The sequence below is a fragment of the Streptomyces sp. NPDC088354 genome (genome assembly GCF_044753585.1).
In the GTDB taxonomy this organism is placed as follows: Bacteria; Actinomycetota; Actinomycetes; order Streptomycetales; family Streptomycetaceae; genus Actinacidiphila.
Map to the genome: position 1 here is coordinate 161,911 of NZ_JBIVNJ010000011.1, position 22,944 is coordinate 184,854.

Genomic DNA, 22,944 nt, shown 5'->3' on the forward strand with positions numbered 1-22,944 from the left:
GGACGCCTCTATGCTTGCTTTGCGCAGCAAATAATGTGAGGTGTGAGATGCAGTTCGGGATCTTCGGTGTGGGGGACGTGGCCCGCGACCCCGTGTCCGGGCGGACGCCCTCGGAGCACGAGCGGATCAAGGCCGTGGTCGAGTACGCGAAGCTCGCGGAGGACGTGGGGCTGGACGTCTTCGCGATGGGCGAGCACCACAATCCGCCGTTCGTTCCGTCCTCGCCCACCACGCTGCTCGGATACGTCGCGGCGCGGACGGAACGCATCGTGCTGTCCACGTCGACCACGCTGATCACCACGAACGACCCGGTGAAGATCGCCGAGGACTACGCGATGCTCCAGCACCTCGCGGACGGCCGGCTCGACCTGATGATGGGCCGCGGGAACACCGGGCCCGTCTACCCCTGGTTCGGCCAGGACATCCGCGACGGCATCGCGCTCGCGGTGGAGAACTACGCGCTGCTGCGCCGGCTCTGGCGGGAGGACGTCGTCGACTGGGAGGGCAGGTTCCGCACCCCCTTGCAGTCGTTCACCTCGACGCCCCGCCCGCTGGACGGCACCCCGCCGTTCGTCTGGCACGCCTCGATCCGCAGCCCGGAGATCGCCGAGCAGGCCGCGTACTACGGCGACGGCTTCTTCCACAACAACCTCTTCTGGCCCAAGGAGCACGTCCAGCGGCTGGTGGGCCTCTACCGGCGCCGGTTCGAGCACTACGGGCACGGCGCGGCCGACCAGGCGATCGTCGGCCTCGCCGCGCACCTGTTCGTCCGGAAGAACTCGCAGGACGCCGTGCGCGAGTTCCGGCCCTACTTCGACAACTCCCAGGCGTACGGGAACGGTCCGTCGCTGGAGGAGACGACGGCCCGGACCGCCGTTCTCGTCGGGAGCCCGCAGGAGGTGATCGACCGCGTGCTGGCCTTCCGTGACGCCGCCGTGGGCGACTACCAGCGCCAGCTGTTCGTCGTGGACGGCATCGGCGTACCCCGCAAGACCGTGCTCCAGCAGATCGAGACGCTGGGCGAGATCGTGCCGGTGCTGCGCAAGGAGTTCGCCGTCGGCCGCCCCGCCCACGTCCCGGACGCCCCGACCCACGCGACCCTCACCGCGGAGGCACGATGACACGCCGCCTCGCCGTCGTGACCGCCGGGCTGCGGCTGCCCTCCTCGACCCGCCTGCTGGCCGACCGGCTCGCCGAGGCCGCCCGGCGCGAGCTGGAACGGCTCGGCGCCGAGACCGACATCACCGTCATCGAGGTGCGCGACCACGCGCACGACCTGGTCAACCACCTGCTGGCCGGCTACCCGGCGCCGGAACTGGAGGCGGTGCTCGGCACCGTCGCGCGCGCGGACGGGGTGATCGCCGTGACGCCCACCTTCACCGGTTCGTACAACGGGCTGTTCAAGATGTTCTTCGACTGCCTCGACGACACGGCGCTGACGGACACGCCGGTGCTGGTCGCCGCCACCGGCGGCACCGGACGGCACTCGCTGGTCCTGGAGCACGCGCTGCGCCCGATGTTCGCGTACCTGCACGCGGTGGCCGTGCCCACCGGCGTCTTCGCCGCGCCGGAGGACTGGGGCGGCGGGGACGCCGGCCAGGCGTCGCTGGCGGACCGGATCGCGCGGGCGGCCGGGGAACTCGCGCGCGAGGTGGACCGGCGGGACGGCCCGGCCGTCACCGACCCGTACGACGACCCGACGCCGTTCGACCGGATGCTCCAGGGAGGGTGAACCCGCCCGGACCGGCGCGCTCTTGCGGGAGGTGCCGGCGCCTGCCGGTAGCGTGACCGCCGTGATGGTGGGCACCGAAGAGACCCGGCTCGTGATCCTGCGCGGCAACAGCGCCTCGGGGAAGTCGAGCGTCGCGGCCGGCATCCGGGAGAGGTTCGGGCGTGGCGTTGCCCTGGTCGGGCAGGACAACCTGCGCCGGGTCGTCCTGCGCGACCGCGACCGGCCCGGCGCGGCGAACATCGGGCTGATCGATCTGACGGCCCGTTATGCCCTGGACGCCGGGTACCACGTCGTCCTCGAAGGCATCCTCTACGCCCACCACTACGGCGCGATGCTCGCCCGGCTCCGCGACGACCACCGTGGCCCGACCCACGGCTACTACTTCGACGTCCCGTTCGAGGAGACGCTCGTCCGGCACGCCACCAAGCCGATCGCCGCCGACGTGCCGCCGGACATGCTGCGGTCCTGGTACCGGCCGCTCGACCTCCTGCCGGGCGGCGTCGAGACCGTCGTCGACGCCGGCAGTGCCCTGGACGCCACCGTCGAGCGCGTCATGCTCGACAGCGGCCTGGCCGGCCTTCCCGCGCTCGAGCCCTGACGGGCGGGTCACGGTCCGGGCCCCGGGCGGCGGCCCGGACCGGAGGCGGGGGGAGCTGCGTCAGCTCCGGGGAGGGGTGACGCCGTACGACCAGTTGTGGCCCATCTCGGTCTCGCGCTCGCCGGTGACCGGGAGTGCGTCGAGGCGGGCGATCTCCTGCTCGGTGAGCGTGAGTCCGGCAGCCGCGGTGTTCTCCTCCAGGCGGGAGACGTGCAGGGTGCCGGGGATAGGGACCACTCCGGGGGCCTTGGCGAGGAGCCATGCCAGGGCGATCTGGCCGGGGGCGGCGTCATGGGCCCCGGCGATCTCGCGCACGGTCTCGACGGCCGCGAGATTCGCGTCGAAGGCCTCCTGGGAGAAGCGGGGCATCTTGCGGCGGTAGTCGTCGGCGGGCAGGTCCTCGCGCGAGGTGATCCGTCCGGTGAGCATGCCGCGGCCGAGCGGGCTGTACGGGACGACGCCGATGCCCAGTTCGCGGCAGAGCGGGAAGACCTCGTGCTCGATGTCGCGCGACCACAGCGACCACTCGGTCTGGACCGCGCTGATCGGGTGCACGGCGTGGGCGCGGCGGATCGTGTCCGGGGCCGCCTCGCTCAGGCCGAGGTGGCGGACCTTGCCCTCCGCCACGAGCTCGGCCATGGCGCCGACGGTCTCCTCGATGGGGACGTCCGGGTCGACGCGGTGCTGGTAGTACAGGTCGACGTGGTCGGTGCCGAGCCCGGTCAGGGACCGCTCGATGCGCTCGCGGACGTACTCGGGCCGCCCGTTGATGACGGGCGGGCCCTCGGCGGTCACCGGCCGGACGATGCCGAACTTGGTCGCCACGGTCACCTGGTCGCGGCGCCCGGCGATCGCCTTGCCGATGATCTCCTCACTGCCGGCGTAGATGTCGGCGGTGTCGATGAGGGTGACGCCGAGCTCGACGGCCCGGCCGATCAGGGCGTCGGCGGTGCCGCCGGTGGCCTGCTCCGCGCTCTGCCCGTAGGGGCGGGCGAAGCTCATCGCTCCGTAGCCGATGGCGCCGACGGTGAGACCGCCGGAGCCGAGGGGGCGCTGGGGAATGGACATGCGCAACCTTCGTCGTTCGTGTCGTGGTGTGCCGCGGACAGGTATGTCCACGCCTGTGGACATCGTAAGTCCACAGGCGTGGACATGTGAAGTGCGGGTCCCGCGCGATCCGGGGCGACCTCGTAATCTGGTCACCATGACCTTGGACGACCAGCCCCCCGCCGCCGTCCGCCGCAGGGACGCCACGGCGACCCGGGCGGCGATCCTCCGCGCCGCCCGCGAGGTGTTCACCGAGCGCGGCTACGACGGCGCGGGCGTGCGCGAGATCGCCCGCGCGGCCGACGTGGACACCCGGTTGATCAGCCGCTACTTCGGCTCGAAGGAGGGACTGTTCGCCGAGGTCGTCGATCTCGCCTACGAGAAGTCCCTGATGATGACGCCGGAGCACAACGCGGACGCGGCCCGCGAGCTGCTGACGGGCGCGGACAAGGCCGCGTCCGACGGCCTGCTGCTCACCCTGCGGTCCGCCTCCAATGCCCGGGCGTCGGCCATCATGCGGGAGAGCATCGAACGCAACTACCAGCGCCGGCTGGCCGCGGCGCTGCCCGGTGACGACGACGCCGTCGGTCGCGCCTCGGTCCTGATCGCCATCTGCTCAGGCGTCCTGCTCAGCCGCCTCGTCCTCGGTCACTCCGCGCTCAACAGCCCGGACGTGGAGCGGCTGATCCCCTATCTGCACGCCGCGCTCGACGCGGTGGCGAACGCGCCGGGCCCGCAGGACGGGCGCGGCTGACGTCCGGGGGCGGTGGATCCGGCACGGATCCCGCCTCAGGGTGCCGGGATGTCCCTGAGTCGTGTGGTCCTCTCGTCCGGCCGGCCGATCGAGCTCTCCGAACCGCATCCGACCTCGACCTGCGGAGGGATCCTGGAGGGATGTCCGTGCGCGCGCCAACGGCATGGCGATCGCGGGACGTCTGCGGGCGGCCGAACGCGCCTACCCCGGCAGGCCCGTCCACCTGGTCCCACCCGCCCGCGCGTACCCGGATCGCCGGCCCGGCCCGTTCGGTTCCGCCGCGGTGGTGCCCGCCGTGGCCTGCATCGGGGCCTTCGACTCCGCGGTGGTCGCTCGTGACCCCGACTCCGTGCTGGACGGATCCGCCCTCATCGTCGTCTGGTTCCTGCCGGCCCGGACCTTCCGGCGTACGACGCCGCGGATCCCGTGGTCCGCGCCATCCCCTGGGAGGCACTGGCCGGAGGGGTGGCCGTGATGGGCCGGCCGGGGTCTCGGTCCCCCGCGCACCCCGCGGCCGGACCCGGGGTCACGGCCGCGGGGGCGGGCGGACTAAGGACGGGTGCCCTGGTCGCGCAGGGAGCGCCACAGCAGGCGGTAGAAGTCCGCGTAGCTGCGCTCGACGTGGAGGGCGAAGGCCTGGGTCTCGGGGTGCCGTTCACCGAGGCGGTTGACCGGCACCGTCATCGCCGCGTGGTGCTCGATGTGCAGGTTGTTGCCGTTGGTGAACCACGTGCTGAGCCGACTGCCGCGGATCGAGCGGGTGTTGCGCAGCACGTCGGTCGTCTCGGTGTCGCACAGCAGGTGTTCCGGCAGCTCGACCAGGAAGTGCAGGGGGACCGCGAGGATCAGGGGGAGTACCCACAGGCGGAGGACGTACCCGCCGTCCCCGGCGGCGACCATGGCGGCCGCGCCGGCCAGGACGCATCCCAGGAGCACGTGCTCGACCACGATCCGCCGCCGCATCGCGGGCGCGACGTGCCCGAACTCGTACCTCCAGCGTCCCGTGGCCGCGCGGACGACGTCCGCCGCGACCGTGCCGAGCCGCGGATAGTCGAGCAGTCCCCGCAGCAGGGCCCGGGGGGTGAGCGGTCCCCGGGTGTCGAAGCCGAAGAACTCCGTGTCCTGCGGGGTGCCGAGGAAGCGGTGGTGCTGGAGGTGACGCACCCGGTAGTGGCTGTAGACGACGAACAGCGGCAGGCCCAGCGGGACACCGATCAGCCGGTGGGGCAGCGCCCGCCGGAACGCGGAGTGGTGCAGGCACTGGTGCTGCAGTTCCACGGCGTGGGTGAACATGGCCGCCAGCACGACGACGCCGAGGGCGGCCGTCCAGGGGTTCTGCTGAAGGGCCAGGATCGCCCCGCCCACGGTGAGGACGGCCAGCAGGGCCAGTTTGGCGACGAAGACCAGCTCGTCGGCGGGTGTCACCCTGAGCCGGGTGAAGAGCGTGGCCGGGCCGGCGGGCGAAGCGCCGTCCGGTATCGGGAGGAGCCGCTCAACGGCCACTGAGCACCACCACGTGCAGACCGGGGACCAGGCCCTCGGAGCGAGCGGTCCGGAGCAGGCCGGCCATGGCCACGGCGCCGGCGGCGGTGGGGAACGCGCCGTGCGCGGCCAGCGCGTCGCGCGCGTCGCAGAGCTCCTGGTCGTCCACGCCGAGCACGGTGCCGCCGGTGGCCGCGATCGCGGTCATCGCCTCGTCACCCTGCAGCGCGTGCCAGTTGACCAGCGGCTGGTTGTGGTCGGTGGTGGTGACGGACTCCGGGGGCAGGGTGCGGTACGGGCCCGGCCAGCTGGTCAGCACGGGGTTGTTGCCCGCCGATCCGACCGCGTTGACGGTGGTGTCCCAGCCGTACAGGTCGAGTCGGCGGCGTACGGCGATCGCGGTGGTGCCGTTGCCGACGGGCAGCCAGAGCACCGCGGGGGGCTCGTCCAGTTCGGCCCGGAGGGCGGACACGACCACGCCGTGCCCTTCGAACACGGCCTCGGCGTAGGGGCCGTCCACGTTCCCGTCGACGCAGTCCCCGGCGGCGGCGAGGCGGCGGGACTCGTCCACGGCGTCCTCGTAGGACCCGTCCACGAGGTGGACCCGGGCCCCGGCGGCGACCATGGCCGCGCCGCCGTCGCTCCAGCCGGTGGGGAGCACCACGGTGCACTCCACCCCGGCGACCTGACAGGCCGCGGCCATGGCGCGGCCGTAGTTGCCGCAGGTCGCGATGGTGACATGCCGGTGGCCGTCGGCGACCGCGCGCGCCACGACGGCGCGGGCGGCGGGCTCCTTGTGGCTTCCCGAGCCGTAGCGGGTCTCGTCCTTGACCAGCACCCGGGCGCCGGGAACGAGGGCGGATACGTCGATGAGGGGCGTGCCGAAGGCGTCCGACGGCACGGGCGCGGACAACGGGGGAGCGGGGGTGGGCATGACGATTCCTTTGGGGGAGGCGGATGTCGGGTCCGCCGCCCGGCATGGCGGTGCCGGGCAGCGGAAAAGGAGGGGGACGGTCAGGTGCGGTCCGTCACGAGCAGGGCGTCGGCGTGGCCCTGGAGGTCGTCGAGGTCGCCGATCTCTGCCGGGGGGACGGCGTCGGGAAGACCGTCCTCCAGCAGGCGCAGGCGGGTGTCGGTCCAGCCGCGGGCCGCCCAGCCCAGTTGCAGCAGTCCGCTGACGACCACCAGCAGGGCCAGTCCGCGTCCGGGGCCCGTGCCGAGCAGCACGCCGACGGTGTCGGCGAGCGCTCCGTCGGGCTCCAGGAGCGGCTGCGCGTAGTGCTCGGCGAGGGGGCCGACGACCAGGTAGCCCAGCGGCATCGTCAGCATCATCAGCGTCATGAAGATCGCCAGCACCCGGCCCTGGAGCTCCAGCCCCACCTTGGCCTGGACGAGGGCGATCCAGTGTCCGTCGGCCAGGGACTCGCCGAAGGCCAGCAGGAACATCCCGGTCACGATGAACGGCGCGCTCGCGACGCCGACCATCGCCATCGCCAGGCTGGCCACCGCCATGGAGGCGATCATCCCGGTCGCCCTGCGGGTCGTGCCGCCCCACAGGCCCATCACCAGGCTGCCGCACAGGCCGCCGGCTCCCGCCGCGCCCAGTGCCGTGCCGAGCATCAGGGGCGACTGCTCGATCAGCAGCATCGGAGTGATCACCGCGAAGCCGAGCGTGTAGAAGGCGTGGTCGATGACGAAGAAGCGCAGGGCCGCGCGGAGCCCCGGCCGGCGGGTGATGTAGCGCCAGCCGCCGGTGATCTCCTTGCCGAACGACTCGTCGCGGCGGCGGAAGAGGGTGTCGGGGAAGCGGACCAGCAGCAGGGTGGCGACGCCTGCCGCGAAGCTGCACACGTCGAGCATGATCACGCCGGGGACGCCGATCACGCCGATCAGCCCCGCGCCCATCATGGGTGCGAAGACCGTGCCCACCCCGACGCCGAGTTGGCTGACGCCGTTCGCGTGCCCGAGATACCGCTTGGGCACCAGCTGCGCCACCGCGGCGAGATAGGCGGGCCGTTGGAAGGCGCCCGCGACGGAGGTGACCGACACCGCGAGGTAGACCTGCCACATCTCCATGCCGCGGCCGAGGACCAGCAGCCCCAGGGCCCCCATCGCCACACCCGCGACCGCGTCGCTGGAGAGCATGATCACGCGGCGGTTCCAGCGGTCCGCCACGGCGCCGGCCAGCGGCCCCGCGAGGATGCCCGGGAGCATGCCCACCGCGTTCACGACGGCGAAGTCGGTGATCGAGCCGGTGCGTTGGTAGACCCAGATGCTCAGCACCAGTGTGCTGAGGCTGCTGCCGATCATCGAGAGGAACTGCCCGAGGGCCACGACGGCGAAGCGCGGCAGACTCGGACGGGTGCGGTCCGGGGCCGGTGCGGGGGTCGGTGCGGACGGCCTGATGCCGTGCGGCGACGCGTCCTGCGCGGCCGCGCGCGGTGCCGTTCGCGCCGGCTCCGGATGCCGCTGCTCGGCGTGCTCGACCAGCGTCCGCGCCAGCGGTTCCGCGTGCGACTTGACGAAGAAGTGGCCGGCCTTGGGAAGCACCGCGAGGCTGACGTCCTCCGCGAAGTGCTCCCACTCGTGGTAGCGCTCCTGGTAGAGCTCGGTCACCCGGTCCCGGGAACCCACCACGCTGAGGACCGGGGCCTTCAGCCTGGCCGTTGCGGCATCCCGGTACGCCGCGGTGTAGTACTCCTCGGCGTCCCGCGCGTCGTGCCGCACGTTGCGCAGCACGAACTGCTCCTGCTCGGGGTTCGCCAGGTCGGTGAAACCGCCGCGCGCCCGAAGGTACGACAGGTACTCCCGGTCCGAGGTGAGCCAGTCGGTGGGCAGCAGCCGGTGCAGCCAGTCGAAGAACCGTCCGGGCAGCCGTGCCGTGGGGAAGCTCGCGCCGAGCCCGACGCCCACCAGCTCGACCCCGGCGGCCTCGGCCTGGCGCGCGATCTCCAGCGTCACGGCCGTGCCCAGGCAGTGCCCGTAGAGCAGGACGGGCCCGGTCACCGACCCCAGCTCGGCGACCACGTGGGCGGCCACCTCGCTGCCCGGCAGCAGCGGGTCGTCCGGCCGGCTCAGGTCGTGGCCCGGCAGCTCGACGGCGTACAGGCCCCAGTGCGCGGGGAGTTGTTCGGCGAGCGGCCGGTACGCGATGGCGCTGCCGCCGGAGAAGGGGACCGCGACGACGGTGACGCCGCCCGCAGACCGGTCGGCGTCCCGCCGGGTCAGCCGGTGCAGCAGCCCCGCCGGCCGGTCCTCCTGCCCGGTCTCGCGCCGCGCGATCAGCTCGGCGAGCGCGCGCACCGTGGGGGTCCGGTAGAGCTCCACGAGGGCGAGTCCCGGGTCGATCCGCCGGACGATCCGCAGTGCGGCGAAGGAGTCCCCGCCGAGGGAGAAGAAGCTGTCGTCGATCCCGATCGCGGACGCGTCGACGCCCAGGCCCTCGGCCCAGATGGCGGCGATCCGGCGCTCGGCCTCGTTCCGGGGCGCGGTGCGCGCGGGCGCCTGGGCGGCGTCGGGCGGCGCGGGCAGCGCCCGCCGGTCGAGCTTGCCGTTCGGGGTGAGCGGAAGCCGGGGCAGGAACACCACCCGCGCGGGGAGCATGTGCGTGGGCAGCGCCGGCGCCAGGGCCTCGCGGACGGCGGCCTCGGTGAGTTCGGCGCCCGGTTTCCCGACCAGGTAGCCGACGAGCTGGGCGGCTCCGGAGGGCAGGGTGTGCACCGCGGCGGCGCACGCCGCGGCTTCGGGCAGGGCGCCGAGGGCGGCCTCGACCTCACCGAGCTCGACCCGGTAGCCGTTGACCTTGACCTGGTCGTCGAGGCGGCCGAGGAAGTCCACGGTGCCGTCCCGGTGGTGGCGCGCGCTGTCGCCGGTCCGGTACATCGTCGCGCCGGATTCCGGGCCGCCGGCGAACGGGTCGGGGACGAACCGCTCCGCCGTCAGCTCGGGGCGTTCGTGGTAGCCCGGCGACACCCCGGCGCCGCCCAGGTACAGCTCTCCCACCACACCGGGCGGCACCGGGGCCCCGTGGGCGTCCAGCACGTACACGCGGTTGTTGGGGAACGGCCGTCCGATCGGCAGCGGTGCCTCGGCCGGGAAGCCGTCGACGTCGCCGTCGAAGTACACGTTGTCGACCGTGACCTCGGTGACCCCGTAGGCGTTGACGACGCGGTTCCCGGGACCGACCAGGCGACGTGCCCGCTGGTACTCGCGTACGTGCCACTTCTCGCCGCCGCCGATCAGCAGCCGGACGAAGTCCAGCCGTTCGCCGGCCTCGTCCGCGTGGGCCAGCAGAGCGCGCAGCACGGCGGGGACCAGCTCGGTGCACTCGACCCGCTCGTCCCGCATGAGCGCGTACAGGGCGGCCGGGTCGAGCAGCGTCTCGCGCGGGACGACGACGAGCCGGCCGCCGGTGCACAGCGCCCGCAGCGTCTCGCCCACGAACATGTCGAAGGAGAAGCTGGCCGCCTGCTGGTACGTCCAGTCCGGATCGAGGTGGTAGGCGCGCTGCCACATGGTCACCGCGTGCACGAGGTTCCGGTGGGTCACCCGAACGCCCTTGGGGCGCCCGGTGGAGCCGGAGGTGTAGATGACGTAGGCCGGGTCGTCCGGTCCGGCCGCCGGCAGCGGGTCGCCGTCCGGCGCGGCGTCGACCAGGGCCGCGTCACGGTCGAGGGCGAGCACCGCGGTGCCCTCCGGCGCCTGCGGCGTGCCGGGCAGGTCGAGCCGGGTGACCAGGGCCACCGGGCGGCTGTCGTCGAGCATGTACCGCAGGCGGTCCCGCGGGTAGTCCGGATCCAGCGGCACGTAGGCGCCGCCCGCCTTGAGGACGCCCCACATCGCCGCGAACAGGTCGATCCCGCGGTCCAGGCAGATCGCCACCCGGTCACCGGGCCGCACACCCCGCCCGCGCAGCAGGTGGGCGACCTGGTTGGCACGGCGGTTGAGCCAGTCGTAGTCGACCGTCCGGTCACCCGAGGTGAGGGCGGGCGCGCCGGGCCGTTCGGCGGCACACCTCTCGAACAGCTCATGGAGGCCGGCCGCCTCGGGGACGCCGGTGGCGCTGTCGTTCCAGGTGTGCAGGATCGTGTGGCGCTCGGCGGCGGTCAGCACCGGCAGCCGGCCGACCTCGGTGTCCGGTGCCCCGGCCGCGGCGTGCAGCAGGGTGAGCAGATGGTCGACGAATGCCTCGACGCGCTCGCCGTCGAGGAGTTCGGCGGCGTAGTCGACGGTCAGCACCGGGCCGCCGGCCGGGAAGTCCAGCCCGATGGCGAGGTCCGCCATGGTCGCCACCGGTGCCTCGTCGCCCGCGTACGCGATCAGGGGATCGCGCGGCGCCGCCGTGTTGTGCACGGTGACGCTCACCCGGCTGAGCGGGTCGGCCCGGCCCTCGCCGGGCCGTCGCGTCGTCGCCGTGATGTCCGGCAGCGGCAGGCCCTGGTGTTCCAGGTCGCGGATGACGCCGTCCCGCACGCGGCCCATCAGTTCGGCGAACGTCGGACTGCCCGTGAGGTCCCCGCGCAGCGGCAGGATGTTGAGGAGGGCGCCGACCACGGAGTCCAGTGCGGGGTCGTCGCGTCCCGCCACGGGGGCCAGCACGACCACCTCACCGCGGCCGGTGTACCGGCCGAGCACGGCCTGCACGCCGGCCAGGACGACCATGAAGAGGCTGGCCCGGTGGTCCCTGGCGCAGGAGCCGAGGAGGTCGAGCGAGCCGGCCTCCAGCCGGCGGGTCACCCGTGCCGCGCGATGGGTCCGCAGCGCGGGGCGCGGGCGGTCCGCCGGGAGTTCCATGTCCAGGTCGGCGCCCTCGAAGCGGTCGCGCCAGTACGCGGCGAGTGCGGGGTCGGCGGCCGCGGACGCCCGGCCGCGGGACGCGATCGCGGGGAGCCGGTCGGGGGCGACGGACCGCACCTCGTGTCCTTCGGAGAGGTTCCGGTAGATCTCCGCCAGTTCGTCCCCGACGACCCCCACGGACCAGCCGTCGAACACCAAGTGGTGCACGGCGAGGAACAGTTCGTCACCGTCACCGTCACCGTCACCGTGACCGGCATCGCCGCCGTCGCCGGTCCGCAGCAGGACCGCGCGCGCGGGCGGGCCCTCGGCGAGGTCCACGGGCTCGGCGACGATCCGCCGCCGCTCCTCGGCCGCCCGCGCTTCCGCCGCCTGCGCGGTGGCGCCCCGCAGGTCGATCTCCTCGAAGGGCACGGTACGGGAGCGGTCGACGACCATCACCGGCTCGTCGCCGCGGTACGGGAAGCGGGCCAGCAGGGCGGGGTGGCGCCGGGCCAGCTCGGCCAGGGACGCGACGAGCAGATCGGTCCTGACGGGGGACGCCCACCGGTAGCGGATGCCGAGGGTGTGCACCGGCAGCCCGGTGCTCATCTGCTCGGCCATCCAGAAGTCGCGCTGCAGCGCGGTCAGCGGCAGCGTCCACTCGTCGTCCGCCGTACCGGCGTCCACCGTGTCCGCGTCCGGTGCCACGGCATCGACGCCGCCCTCCGGCGGTGCGCTCCCGCTCGCCCGGACGGCCTCGGCGACCTCGGCGAGCGTCGGCGCCGCGTAGAGCGCGCTGAGCGAGAGGTCGGTTCCGCAGGCGCGGCGCAGCCTGCTGATCATGCGGATCGCGGAGAGGGAGTCCCCGCCGAGGGAGAAGAAGTCGTCGGACGGGCCGATGCCGGTGGCGCCGAGCAGCTCCCGCCAGAGCGCGCCCACGCGGGCCTCGGGCGTGGAGTCTCCCGTGTCCACCGCGTCCACCGCGTCCACCGCGTCGACGGGCGGGGCGACCCGCGCGGCCGGGGCGCCGGCCAGCGCCGCGCGGTCCACCTTGCCCTGCACCGTCAGAGGGAAAGCGGCGTGGACCGAGAAGGCGGCCGGTACCAGGTAGTGCGGGAGCCGCGCGGCGAGCCACCGACGGATCTCGTCGGCTCGCGGGCCGCCGTCGGCGGTGACGACGTGCGCGGCGAGCCTCGGCGTGCCCGCGGCGCGGTCGACCAGGACGACGGCGTCGGCGACACCCGGCATCGCGAGCAACGCGGTCCCGACCTCGCCCGGCTCCACCCGGAAGCCGCGGATCTTGACCTGCTGGTCGAGCCGGCCCAGGAACTCCAGGCCGCCGTCCGGCAGCTGCCGCACGCGGTCGCCCGTGAGGTACTCGATCCGCCCGTCAGGACCCTCGCGGAAGCGCTCCCCGGTCAGCTCCGGACGCCCCAGGTATCCCGTGGCGAGGCCCGCACCGCCGATGCGCAGCTCACCGGGTTCGCCGGGTGCCGCCTCGGTGCCGTCGGCCGCCACGACCCGTACGGACACGCCGCTCAGCGGGGAGCCGATCGGCGGCGGCCGGTCGGCGGACCACGTCGTCAGGTCGGCGGCCGTGGCCACGACGGTGGTCTCGGTCGGACCGTAGGTGTTGAGCAGCCGGACGCCGGTGCCGACGTGCTCCTGCCAGCGGGTGACCGCGCCCGCCTGGACGGCCTCCCCGCCGATGATCACCAGGCGTACCGCGGCAGGCAGGACCGCCTCCCCGCGCGCGATCGCGCCGACGAGCTCGTGCCAGTAGGCGGTGGGCAGGTCGAGCACGGTGACGCCCAGCGTCGCGCAGCGGTCCAGGAAGAGGTCCGGACGGCTGATCATGTCCTCGTCGCGGACCACGAGCGTGGCCCCGATGGTGAGCGGGGGGAAGATCTCCTCCACACTCGCGTCGAAGCTGAGCGAGGCGAACTGCAGCACGCGGTCGGCCGGAGTGAAGCCGTAGGCCTCGGCGGCGGCACCGCAGAAGTGGGTCAGCGCCCGGCGGGGGACGACCACGGCCTTGGGCCGCCCGGTGGACCCGGAGGTGAAGATGACGTAGGCGGGGTCCTCCGGCGCGGCGGGCGCCGCGGGCGGGAGCGGCGCGCCGGCACCGTTTCCGGCCACCGCGTCCACGGCCAGTACCGCGGTGCCCGCGGGCAGGGAAGGCGCGGCGCCGTCCGCTCCCGCGGCCGGCACCAGAACCAGCCGGGGCGCGGCCTCCTCGATCATCAGGGCGAGACGGGCCGGCGGGTACCCCGGGTCGAGCGGCACATAGCCGGCGCCCAGGCGCAGGACGGCCAGCATCGCCGCGACCGCGTCCCGGCCGCGCCCGAGGCACAGTGCGACGAGATCGCCCGGACGCACTCCCGACGCGGCCAGCGAATCGGCCAACCGGGCGGCGGCGGAGAGGAGTTCGGCGTAGGTGACCCGGCCCGTGGCATCGACCACGGCCGGCACGTCGGGTGCTCGCAACGCCTGCGCCTCGATCGCGGCGAGCACGCCGAACGGTGCCCTGCCGACCCCGTTCGATCCGGCCGTATTCACGGCTTGTGTACCACGCACACGATCTCCTCGGAGCTGTCGACGCAACTTCGGCTGCTGGGCGCGGAACGCCTCGGAGAATGTGTGTGACCTGCGCAACCCGCATGTGAAGGCCCCGGATCGATTGACGAGCGATCACGTGAATGGAACATGTGATCCGGTCATTTGTGCGTGGCTGCGGAGCAGGGCTGATGATTCATCAATTGCCGTCGCTTGCAGGGAAGTAGACGTTTTGACGGCTTTCCCTGAACGGTGCCGGCGGTATTCGTCCCGGTAACCCGGTGGTCAAGGAATGGTCATGCGGCGGTAAACGCCCGCCGTCCGGTCACCGCTTCGGACGGCTTCCCGGCGTGCGCTCAGAGTTCCCCGAGGACCGCGCCGAACTCGAGCTCGGTGCGGGAGCGTTCCTGCAGTCCGCGCTCGAAGAGCGCGGCGACCCGGGCCCCGCTCGCCGGGTCGCGGGCCAGGATCTGGAAGAAGCCGGCGTCGACGTGGACGTCCTCCTTGGGGGCGAGCCCCGCCGCGTTGATCCGGCGCTTGGCTGTGCGCACGGCCGCCTCGGGGAACGAGGCGATGCGCTCGGCGAGGTGCTCGACGTGGGGGGCCAGGTCCTCGTCGGCCAGCGCCTTGTTGACCAGGCCGGCGCGTTCGGCCTCGCGCGCGTCGATGTCCTCGGACCCCAGGATGATCTGCATGGCCAGGCCGCGGCCGGCGAGCCGTACGAGGTGCTGGACGGCACCCGCGCCGGGGAAGGTGCCCACGCCGACCTCGGGCTGCCCGATCACCGCGCGCTCCACGGAGGCGAAGCGCATGTCGCACGCGTAGAGGAACTCGGCGCCGGCGCCGCGCGCCCGGCCTTCGAGGACCCCGATCGTGACGGGCCGTGCCTCGCTGAGCCGCCGGAAGAGCGCGCCGAGGCTGACGTCGTCGGGGCCGCCGGAGGTCGCCGCCTTCGCCGTGTACTCGGCGATCCGCTCGAGGTCGACGTGCGGGACGAAGAAGTCGGGGTCGCCGCTGCGGAAGACGACGACTCGTACGTCCCCGTGGGTCTCGGTGTCGTCGAGCAGCGAGATCAGGTCCGCGACGAACCGTTCGTCGATCAGGTTGATCGGCGGGTTGGCGATCGTCGCCCAGAGGACCCCGTTGCGCAGTTCACCCTTGATCGTCGCGTAGTCCCAGGTCATCGGTCCGCGTCTCCTCCGGCAATTCTACTTGCTTTCTGCAAGTGACATGTCTACCTTGACATCGATACTTTCTCTTTGCAAGTGAGATTTCCGGGAATCCCGGGGCGCGCCCGCCCCGCCGCTCCCGGCACCGCCGCACCGTCACCACGTGAGGAGGCTCGACATGGTCGAGCGCACGGAAGAGCTCATCCACCTCCCCGACGGGACGGTGCTCAGCGCCTGGCTGTTCGTGCCCGACGGGCCCGGGCCGCACGCGGCCGTCACCATGGCGCACGGCTTCGGGGGCACGAAGTACCACGGCATCGAGCCGATCGCGCGCGAGCTCGCGGAGGCCGGCTTCGTCGTCTCGCTCCATGACCACCGCGGCTTCGGCGAGAGCGGCGGCGAGCCGCGCCAGGACATCGACCCGTACCGGCAGATCGAGGACTGGCGGCGGGTCATCGCCCATCTGCAGACCCTCGACGCGGTCGACCCCGACCGGATCGGGCTGTGGGGCACCAGCTACTCCGGCGGGCACGCCCTCGTCCTCGCGGCCACGGACCGGCGGATCAAGGCCGTCTACTCGCAGGTGCCCACCGTCAGCGGCTCCCAGAGCAGTCTGCGGCGCGTACCCCCGCACCTGGTCGGCTCCCTGGAGGCGGAGTTCGCCGCGGACGAACTGGCCCAGGCCCGGGGGGAGGCGCCGGCCTCCGCACCCTTCGTGAGCGACGACCCGGCCGTGACCGCGTCCTACCGGAACGCGGACGCCATCCGCTTCTACCTGGAGCACGACATGCCCGAGGGCGTCTGGGAGAACCGGGTGACGCTCCAGTCCAACCGGCGTTCCAGGTCGTACGACCCCGGTCACTGGATCGACCGGATTTCGCCGACCCCGCTGATGATGCTGGTCGCCACGCACGACACCGTCGCTCCCACCGACCTGGCTCTGAGCGCCTACGAACGGGCGCTGGAGCCCAAGGAGCTGGTCATCATGCCCGGCGGCCACTTCGACCCCTACACCGGTGCCGGCTTCCGGACGAGCACGACCGCGGCGGTGCGGTTCTTCCGTGGGCACCTGCGGACGGAATGAGACGGCCGGACGCGGAACACCCTTGCTCTACAATCGCAAGTGAGCCGTGAGGGGAGTCACCGATGAAGCGTCGAGAGCTGGGGGATTCGGCCTGTCCCATCGACCGGTCGCTGTTCGAGGTCGGTGACACCTGGACGCTGCAGATCCTGCGGGACGCGATGCACGGCGTCACGCGGTTCACGGACTTCAGCAAGAACATCGGGCTGGCCACCAACGTGCTGACCGCGCGGCTGCAGAAGCTGGTGGCGGTGGGGATCTTCGAGATCCGCGAGTCGGGGCTCGGCAACTCCCACGAGTACGTGCTGACCGAGAAGGGCCGGGACTTCCACACCGTGCTGGCGGCGTTGCGGCAGTGGGGTCAGAAGCACCTGTTCGACGACGACGAGCCGATGAACCGCGTCATCGACGCCCGTACCGGCCAGCAGCCGGAGCCGTTGACGCTCACCGCGGCGGACGGCAGGGAACTGACCGCCGACGACATGCTCCTGGTCCGGTCGCGCGCCGCGGACCCCATCGAGTCCGCCGTACCCGTCGACACTCCCCGCCGTCGCGAGGCGCGCGCCGGCCGCCCCCGCCGGTCCGCCCGCGCGGAGGGCTGACACCGTCCGCGCGAGGGGGGCCGCCGGGCTCCCCCGCGTGCACGGCGGCTCGCCGGCTGCTCTCAGCGCCCGGCGGGCAGACCGAATGCGATGCGCGCGACGACCGGCAGGTGGTCGCTGCCGGTCGCGGGCAGGGTGCGGATGCGGCCGACGGTCGCGGCGCGGGCCATGACCTGGTCGATCCGGGCCATCGGGAAGGCGGCGGGATAGCTGAGGGCGAAGCCCCGCTCCGCGACGTTCATCCGCGTCGTGAGCGGGGCCAGTCCGCGGTCGTCGACGGTGCCGTTGAGGTCGCCGAGCAGGACGACCGCCCCGAGTTCCTCGGCGGCGAGTGCCGAGCCCAGCAGGCCCGCACTCTCGTCGCGCCGGGCGGACCCGAGGCCGCCCGGGCCGAGCCGCACCGAGGGCAGGTGCACGACGTACACCGCGACGCGGCCGCGCGGCGCGTCCACCACCGTCCGCAGAGCGCGATTCCAGTCCTCGGTGATCCCCCGCGGTTTGATGTCCAGTGCCCGGGTGCCGGTCAGCGGGCGCTTCGACCAGAGCCCGACAGTGCCCCGGACCGCGTGGTGCGGGTAGCCGTGGGCGAGGGCCCGCTCGTAGAGCGGGAGCGCCGGGGGCGTCAGCTCCTCCAGCGCGATGAGATCGGGCCCGGCGGAGGCCAGGGCCCTGGCGGTGCCCGCCGGGTCGGCGTTCTCGTCGCTGACGTTGTGCTGCACCACGACCAGGTGGTCCGGGCCGGGCTCCGCCGCGGGCAGGAGCAGCCCGCCGAACACGTACGTCCAGGCGGCCGCCGGCAGGAGGAGGGCCGCCGACGCGGTGGCCGAGCGGCGCAGCAGCGCCGGGACGAGCAGCGCCACGACCGCCAGGCCGAGCCACGGCAGGAACGACTCCAGCAGACTGCCCAGCCGCACCACGGAGTTGGGAACCGCCCGGTGGAAGAGCAGCAGGCATGCCGTGACCACGGCGAGTGCGGCGACCACGCGCCCTCGTGCCCGGGGCGGCCGGGCCGACGGGCCTGCGGCGTCCCCGCGCGCGTCCCCTGCCGCGCTGACCGTCGGCGTCGTGCCGTCGCCCGCCCGTGCCTGTTCCACCGTATGGCCCGTCCTCGTCGTCTCACTCCTCAGGACGAGCCGACGGGGGAATCAGTTGCCGCGGCCTTTCTGCCGGAGGGCGACGAACCGGAGAACGGGCCGCAGGGCGGAGCATGTTGGCCGGTCGATCCGGTCCGGCCGGCCGCGTGGCCGCGCGGGCGGCCGGAGCGGGGCAGCCGGAGCCGGACCGGGCCATTGGTATCGTGAACGGGACAGGACAGAACACCCTTACGACCCCCGCGGCACGCACGCACAGGCCCCCGCGCAGTCCCCGGCGCACACAAGGCATGATCAGCACCCTTGCATGGACTGGATGAACCCCACTACGGCACGCACCCCGGTCAGCCCCGTCTTCGTGGGCCGGGAGGCCGAGCTCGCCGAACTGGTGCGGGCCGCCCGTGCCGCGGAGGGCGGCGACTCCCAGGCCGTGCTCGTGCGCGGCGAGGCAGGGGTGGGCAAGACACGCCTCGTCGAGGAACTGCTGCGGGCACTTGAGCCCGGGGCGGCGGCCGTCGTGGCAGTCGGAGGGTGCATCGAGGTCGGGGGCGACGGATTCCCGTTGGCACCGTTCTCCGAGGTCCTGCGGACCCTGTGGCAGCGGTTCCGCGACGAGGTGCGTGCGGCGAGCGCCGGCCAGGAGGCTCTGCTCGCGCGGGTCCTGCCGGACGCGGAGCTCCCGGTGCCCGCCGTGCACCGGGAGGGCGACATGACGCGGCTGTTCGCCCTGATCACCCGCGTCCTGGAGCGGCTGGCGTCGGAGCGGCCGGTGGTGCTGGTCATCGAGGACCTGCACTGGGCCGACGCGTCCACCCGTGATCTGCTGGGCTTCCTGTTCCGCACCCGACGCACCGGCAGGCTCCTGATCGTGGGGACCTACCGGTCCGACGACGTCCGCCGCGGGCATCCGCTGCGCCCGCTGCTGGCGGAGCTGGACCGGCTCCGGTCGGTGCGCCGCGTGGACCTGTCCCGGTTCTCCCGCGGCGAGGTCACCGGGCAGCTCACGGGCATCCTCGGCGCGCCGCCGGACCCGGACGTGGTGGACGACATCTTCGCCCGGTCCGACGGCAACGCCTTCTTCGTGGAGGAGCTCGCCCGCGCCCACCGCGACCACGTCGGCACGGGGCTGGACGATCTGCGCGACATCCTGCTGACCCGGCTGGAAACGCTGCCGGAGGCCAGCCAGCGGGTCGTGCGCACGGCCGCCCAGGGCGGTGCCGTGATCGGGTACCCCCTGCTGAAGGCCGTGGCGGGGCTGCCCGAGGACGCGTTGATCGACGCGCTGCGCGCCGCGGTGCTCGCGCAGATCCTCGTTCCCGAACCGAACGGGACGGACTACCGGTTCCGGCACTCGCTGGTGCGCGAGGCGGTCGGCACGACCCTGCTGCCCGGCGAGCAGGCCCTGATCAACCGTCGGTACGGCGAGGCGCTGGAGGCGGACCCATCGCTCGTACGGGCCGAGGAGCTGACCGGCCGGCTCGCCCAGCACTGGCACGCGGCCGAGGACGACGTGAAGGCGCTGTACATGAGTGTCGCGGCGGCCGAGGAGGCGCGGAACCGGTGCGCCTACGCCGACCAGTTGTTCCTGCTGGAGCGCGCCCTGCACCTGTGGGACCGGGTGGCGCAGGAGGACCGCGCGGACCTGCCCGCGCTGCGGTTCCCGGCGACGTACCCGAACGGGGCGCCCGGCGAGGAGGGCCCCTGCCACCAGCACCTGATAGCCACGGCGACCGTCGCGGCCATGCACAGCGGTGACTTCGAGCGGGCGCTGCACCTGGTCGACACGGCGCTGGAGGACCTGTCTGCGGTGGAGACGGAACACCCCCTGTACGTCGCGTGGTTCTGGATCCAGCGTTCGCGTCTGGTCGAAGGGCTGAGCCGGGGGGACGGCTGGCACGAGGTGCAGACCGCCCGGAAGGCGGTCGCGGCCCTGCCGCCGTCGGTCGTCGGGGCGGAGGTGCTGGTGCGTGTCGCCAACTGGGGCGCGATGCACCGTCCCGGACCCGGCAGCCGGGCCGACGCCGAGGAGGCGGTGGAGTACGCGACCCGGGCGGGCGCCGAGGAACTGGCCCTGCACGCCCGCCTGACGCGCTGCATGCTGGACGCCGACACCGACGCCGACGGCAGCGTCGTCGACGAGCTCTACGCGGTCCGGGAACGGGCCGAGGAACTCGGCGAACTCACCATCGCCGGCCGCGTGAACCAGAACCTGCCGTCGGTCCTGGAGGGAGTGGGCCGCTCGAAGGAGGCCCTGGCGGCGGCCGACCACGGCATCGCACTGTGCCGCTCGCTCGGTCTGACCGACCGCGAGGCATGGGTCCACTCCAACCGGTCGTTCAGCCTCGTCTCGCTCGGCCGCTGGGCCGAGGCCGCCGCGGCGCTCGACGAGGCGGCCGCCCTGGCCCGCGCCCGCCTGCCGCGCTGGACGTTCGAGGCGCGCCGCGCGGTCCTCCTGCTGCTGCGCGGCGAGGTGGACGCCGCCGCGGCGCAACTGGACCTGGCCGAGGAACTGCGCGGCACCGAGAAACTGCAGGCGCAGTTCCTCGTCGCGCTCAGCCACTGCACGCTGGAGATCGCGGCGCGGCAGGGCCGGCTCGCCGACGCGCGTGCCGAGTTCCTGCGCGCCGACGACGCCGGACTGACCCACGGACCGGTCCGCTGGGCGCTGCCCATGCTCTGCACCGCCGCGGCCGTCGAGGGCGCGGCGCGCCGCTCCGCGCCCGGCGGCGCGTCACCCGAGGTCCTCGCCCGTCTGCACCGCGCCGCCGCACGCCAGGAGGCCGTCCTGCCGGTCTCGGTCGCCTACGGCCTGCTGCTGCGGGCCGAGTTGCTGCACGCGGAGGGGGACGACGACCCGGGTCCGTGGTCCGCCGCCGTCGCCGCCTTCGCCGGGACCGAACGCAGCTACGAGTCGGCCTGGGCGCTTTTCGGCGAGGGGCGGGCACTGCTCGCCGGCGGGCGGCGCGACGCCGAGGCCCACGACCGTCTGACCCGCGCGCACGCCATCGCCACCCGGCTCGGCGCGGGCCTTCTCCTGTCCGACATCGGGCAGTTGACGGGCACGACCGGCGCCGCCGGCGCGACCGGCCCGGCCCCCGTGCCGGAGCCCTCGTCCGCCGCGGCGTCCGGGCGCGCGGAGAGCGGCGCCGCGGGCACCGACGGGCTGTCCTCCTTCGGACTCACCCCGCGCGAGTCCGAGGTGCTGGAGCTGGTGGCCCGCGGGTACAGCAACCGCCGCATCGCGGAAGAGCTGTTCATCTCGCAGAAGACCACCAGCACCCACGTCTCCAGCATCCTCGCCAAGCTCGGCGCCTCCGGCCGCACCGAGGCCGCGGCGATCGCCTACCGGCACGGGTTCTCCACACCCCTGTGACCCGTGCGGCGGAACTCTCCTCCGGCGTGACGCGGCGTCAGAAGCCCAGGGCCTTCGTCGTGTAGGCGCACTCGGTGTAGATGTAGCCGGACTTGAGCTTGGCCGTGTCGGTCGCGGGGGTCGTGCCGAGGCCTGCACTGGACCTGTGCAGGAAGTACGTGGTGCCGACCGGCAGCCGGATGGTCCGCTGCGGGTAGTGCCTGGAGGTGTTCTGGCAGGGCTTGAACCCCAGCAGACTGGGTTCCAGCAGGGAGTACGTGGTGCAGCTGCCGCAGGCGCCGAGTGTGAGGCTTCCGGTCACCGGGCCGGTGTAGTAGACGGTGACCGGGTGCGGGCTGTCGTTCTTGATCGTGACGGAGATGCTTCCGCCGGAGGCCAGGGTCGGCAGGTGCTTGCCCGCCGCGGGCACCTCGCTCGCGACCTCCGCCGCTATGGCGAACTTGCGGGCCAGCGCGCGGCGACGGTCGGTCTTGTGGCCGGCGACGAACGTGTTCATCGTCTGCGCCGCCGCGTCGAAGTCGCCGTCCTTGTACTGGTCGACCCCGCAGGTGTAGACGCCGGAATCGGCGCTCTTCGTGGCCCGGCCGGCCTGCTTGGCGAGGGATTCGTCCACGCCTGCCGTGCCTCCCCGCAGTCCCCGCACCTGGGTGCCGAGGGAGCGCAACCGGTCCACGGCCGCGCAGGGGTCGGAGCCGCCCACGGCCTTCACCGCCTTGTCGACGGCCGAGCCGATCGCCGGTGCGACCTCGGCCGCCTGCGCCGAGTCGGGGAAGGCGCTGAGCAGATCGCCGAAGAGCCCGGTCCATCCGGTGGCGTTCGTGGCCATGCCCTGCGCCCCGCACTCGTAGAGCGAGGTCGCCAGACGGTCGTCGGGCCACTCGGCCAGGGTGCCGAGATCCTTCTTGCCGATGCTGGCCGGGACCGTCCGCAGGTAGGTCAGGCCCGGGATCGCGCCGCAGTAGTCCTTCTGCTCGTAGGCGGCGCCGACCGTCGTGTAGTACGTCTTGAGCCGGTCGGGCACCTCGGCGGCGGCCCGGGAGTCCGGGTGGTCGGCCCTGAGGTCGCGGTAGGCGCGCAGGGCCTTGCGGTAGCCGGCCTCCGCCGTGCCGAACTCCCGGCCCTCCCCGGCCCGGACGAGCCGGTCGGCCTGGTCGAGCCGGTCCAGGAGCATCTGCTCGGTGGCCTCGTCGCGCGCCATGTCGTACAGCACGACGCCCCCGGCGGGCACGGCCAGCAGCACCAGGCCCAGCGCGATCGCCACGGGGGACCCCGTGGGCCATGCCAGCCGGGTCCGCAGACCGGCGAAGGCGCCGTGGATCGCCGCGAGCGCGAGGAGGACGAGGTAGCCGACGACCACCCCGGAGGGCACGCCGTCCGGGTCGGCGGGCAGCGCCACGAGCAGCAGCACGCCGGTGGCGAGCCAGCACGCGGCCATCAGGCCCCAGCGCCGCAGCAGGGCGTAACCGAGGCCGAGGCCGGTGAGGTTGAGCAGGGCGACCGCCGCGGCCCGGAGACCGTCCGCGGGCGCGGGGGGCGGGGACGGCGGGGTGGAGGGCATGGGCGGGATCACGAACCCGTACGGATTGCTGTGCGGACTCTGGTGCGCGTTGCCGTAAGGATTGCCGTAGGGGTTGCCGTACGGATTGCCCTGCTGTTCCTCGGACATGGCGGTTCCCCCCGTCGA

The 22,944-nt window shown here is 73.4% G+C and carries 15 protein-coding genes; 8 read left to right on the forward strand and 7 right to left on the reverse strand.

Annotation, left to right across the window (positions count from 1 at the left end; genetic code table 11):
- Positions 1-47 precede the first annotated feature (47 nt).
- From ACIP98_RS19035 to ACIP98_RS19045, 3 genes are all read left to right on the forward strand, one after another.
- Positions 48-1,121 carry a CE1758 family FMN-dependent luciferase-like monooxygenase gene (locus ACIP98_RS19035; RefSeq protein WP_319659307.1) on the forward strand — a complete coding sequence of 358 codons (1,074 nt, stop codon included), beginning with the start codon at positions 48-50 and terminating at the stop codon, positions 1,119-1,121.
- Positions 1,118-1,732: an FMN reductase gene (locus tag ACIP98_RS19040; RefSeq protein ID WP_401976946.1), complete on the forward strand. Its 615-nt coding sequence runs from the start codon at positions 1,118-1,120 to the stop codon at positions 1,730-1,732. The genes ACIP98_RS19035 and ACIP98_RS19040 overlap by 4 nt, the downstream gene beginning before the upstream one ends.
- A 64-nt stretch (positions 1,733-1,796) precedes the next feature.
- On the forward strand, positions 1,797-2,330 hold the full coding sequence (locus ACIP98_RS19045) for an AAA family ATPase (protein ID WP_319659305.1): 534 nt from the start codon (positions 1,797-1,799) through the stop codon (positions 2,328-2,330).
- A 60-nt stretch (positions 2,331-2,390) separates the two neighbouring features.
- Here the strand turns inward: ACIP98_RS19045 and ACIP98_RS19050 are convergent, their stop codons facing one another.
- Positions 2,391-3,398 carry an aldo/keto reductase gene (locus tag ACIP98_RS19050; RefSeq protein WP_401976948.1) on the reverse strand — a complete coding sequence of 336 codons (1,008 nt, stop codon included), beginning with the start codon at positions 3,396-3,398 and terminating at the stop codon, positions 2,391-2,393.
- A gap of 136 nt (positions 3,399-3,534) precedes the next feature.
- Between ACIP98_RS19050 and ACIP98_RS19055 the strand changes: the two genes are divergently transcribed.
- On the forward strand, positions 3,535-4,131 hold the full coding sequence (locus ACIP98_RS19055) for a TetR family transcriptional regulator (protein ID WP_319659303.1): 597 nt from the start codon (positions 3,535-3,537) through the stop codon (positions 4,129-4,131).
- A 163-nt stretch (positions 4,132-4,294) separates the two neighbouring features.
- Positions 4,295-4,606: a hypothetical protein gene (locus ACIP98_RS19060; RefSeq protein ID WP_401976950.1), complete on the forward strand. Its 312-nt coding sequence runs from the start codon at positions 4,295-4,297 to the stop codon at positions 4,604-4,606.
- Between the two features lie 74 nt (positions 4,607-4,680).
- Here the strand turns inward: ACIP98_RS19060 and ACIP98_RS19065 are convergent, their stop codons facing one another.
- The 4 genes from ACIP98_RS19065 to ACIP98_RS19080 all read right to left on the reverse strand — a co-directional run bounded on the left by ACIP98_RS19065 (position 4,681) and on the right by ACIP98_RS19080 (position 15,128).
- On the reverse strand, positions 4,681-5,634 hold the full coding sequence (locus tag ACIP98_RS19065; protein ID WP_401976951.1) for a fatty acid desaturase family protein: 954 nt from the start codon (positions 5,632-5,634) through the stop codon (positions 4,681-4,683).
- Positions 5,624-6,547 carry a pyridoxal-phosphate dependent enzyme gene (locus ACIP98_RS19070; RefSeq protein ID WP_401976952.1) on the reverse strand — a complete coding sequence of 308 codons (924 nt, stop codon included), beginning with the start codon at positions 6,545-6,547 and terminating at the stop codon, positions 5,624-5,626. Before ACIP98_RS19070 ends, ACIP98_RS19065 begins: the two co-directional genes overlap by 11 nt.
- A gap of 80 nt (positions 6,548-6,627) precedes the next feature.
- On the reverse strand, positions 6,628-13,947 hold the full coding sequence (locus ACIP98_RS19075; protein WP_401976954.1) for an amino acid adenylation domain-containing protein: 7,320 nt from the start codon (positions 13,945-13,947) through the stop codon (positions 6,628-6,630).
- A 353-nt stretch (positions 13,948-14,300) separates the two neighbouring features.
- Positions 14,301-15,128: an enoyl-CoA hydratase/isomerase family protein gene (locus ACIP98_RS19080; RefSeq protein WP_319659298.1), complete on the reverse strand. Its 828-nt coding sequence runs from the start codon at positions 15,126-15,128 to the stop codon at positions 14,301-14,303.
- Positions 15,129-15,291: 163 nt separating this feature from the next.
- Here ACIP98_RS19080 and ACIP98_RS19085 point away from each other — a divergent pair, with 163 nt between their 5' ends.
- Complete coding sequence (locus ACIP98_RS19085) at positions 15,292-16,197, forward strand: alpha/beta hydrolase (protein WP_401976956.1); 906 nt, start codon at positions 15,292-15,294, stop codon at positions 16,195-16,197.
- 62 nt (positions 16,198-16,259) lie between these two features.
- Complete coding sequence (locus ACIP98_RS19090; RefSeq protein ID WP_401976957.1) at positions 16,260-16,796, forward strand: winged helix-turn-helix transcriptional regulator; 537 nt, start codon at positions 16,260-16,262, stop codon at positions 16,794-16,796.
- A gap of 62 nt (positions 16,797-16,858) precedes the next feature.
- Here the strand turns inward: ACIP98_RS19090 and ACIP98_RS19095 are convergent, their stop codons facing one another.
- Positions 16,859-17,779, reverse strand: coding sequence for an endonuclease/exonuclease/phosphatase family protein (locus ACIP98_RS19095; protein ID WP_401977004.1), 921 nt, complete (start codon positions 17,777-17,779; stop codon positions 16,859-16,861).
- A 424-nt stretch (positions 17,780-18,203) separates the two neighbouring features.
- Here ACIP98_RS19095 and ACIP98_RS19100 point away from each other — a divergent pair, with 424 nt between their 5' ends.
- A complete protein-coding gene (locus ACIP98_RS19100; protein ID WP_401976959.1) occupies positions 18,204-21,260 on the forward strand; it encodes a helix-turn-helix transcriptional regulator in 3,057 nt (1,018 codons plus the stop codon).
- A 37-nt stretch (positions 21,261-21,297) separates the two neighbouring features.
- Here the strand turns inward: ACIP98_RS19100 and ACIP98_RS19105 are convergent, their stop codons facing one another.
- Positions 21,298-22,926: a hypothetical protein gene (locus tag ACIP98_RS19105; protein WP_401976960.1), complete on the reverse strand. Its 1,629-nt coding sequence runs from the start codon at positions 22,924-22,926 to the stop codon at positions 21,298-21,300.
- Between the last annotated feature and the right edge of the window lie 18 nt (positions 22,927-22,944).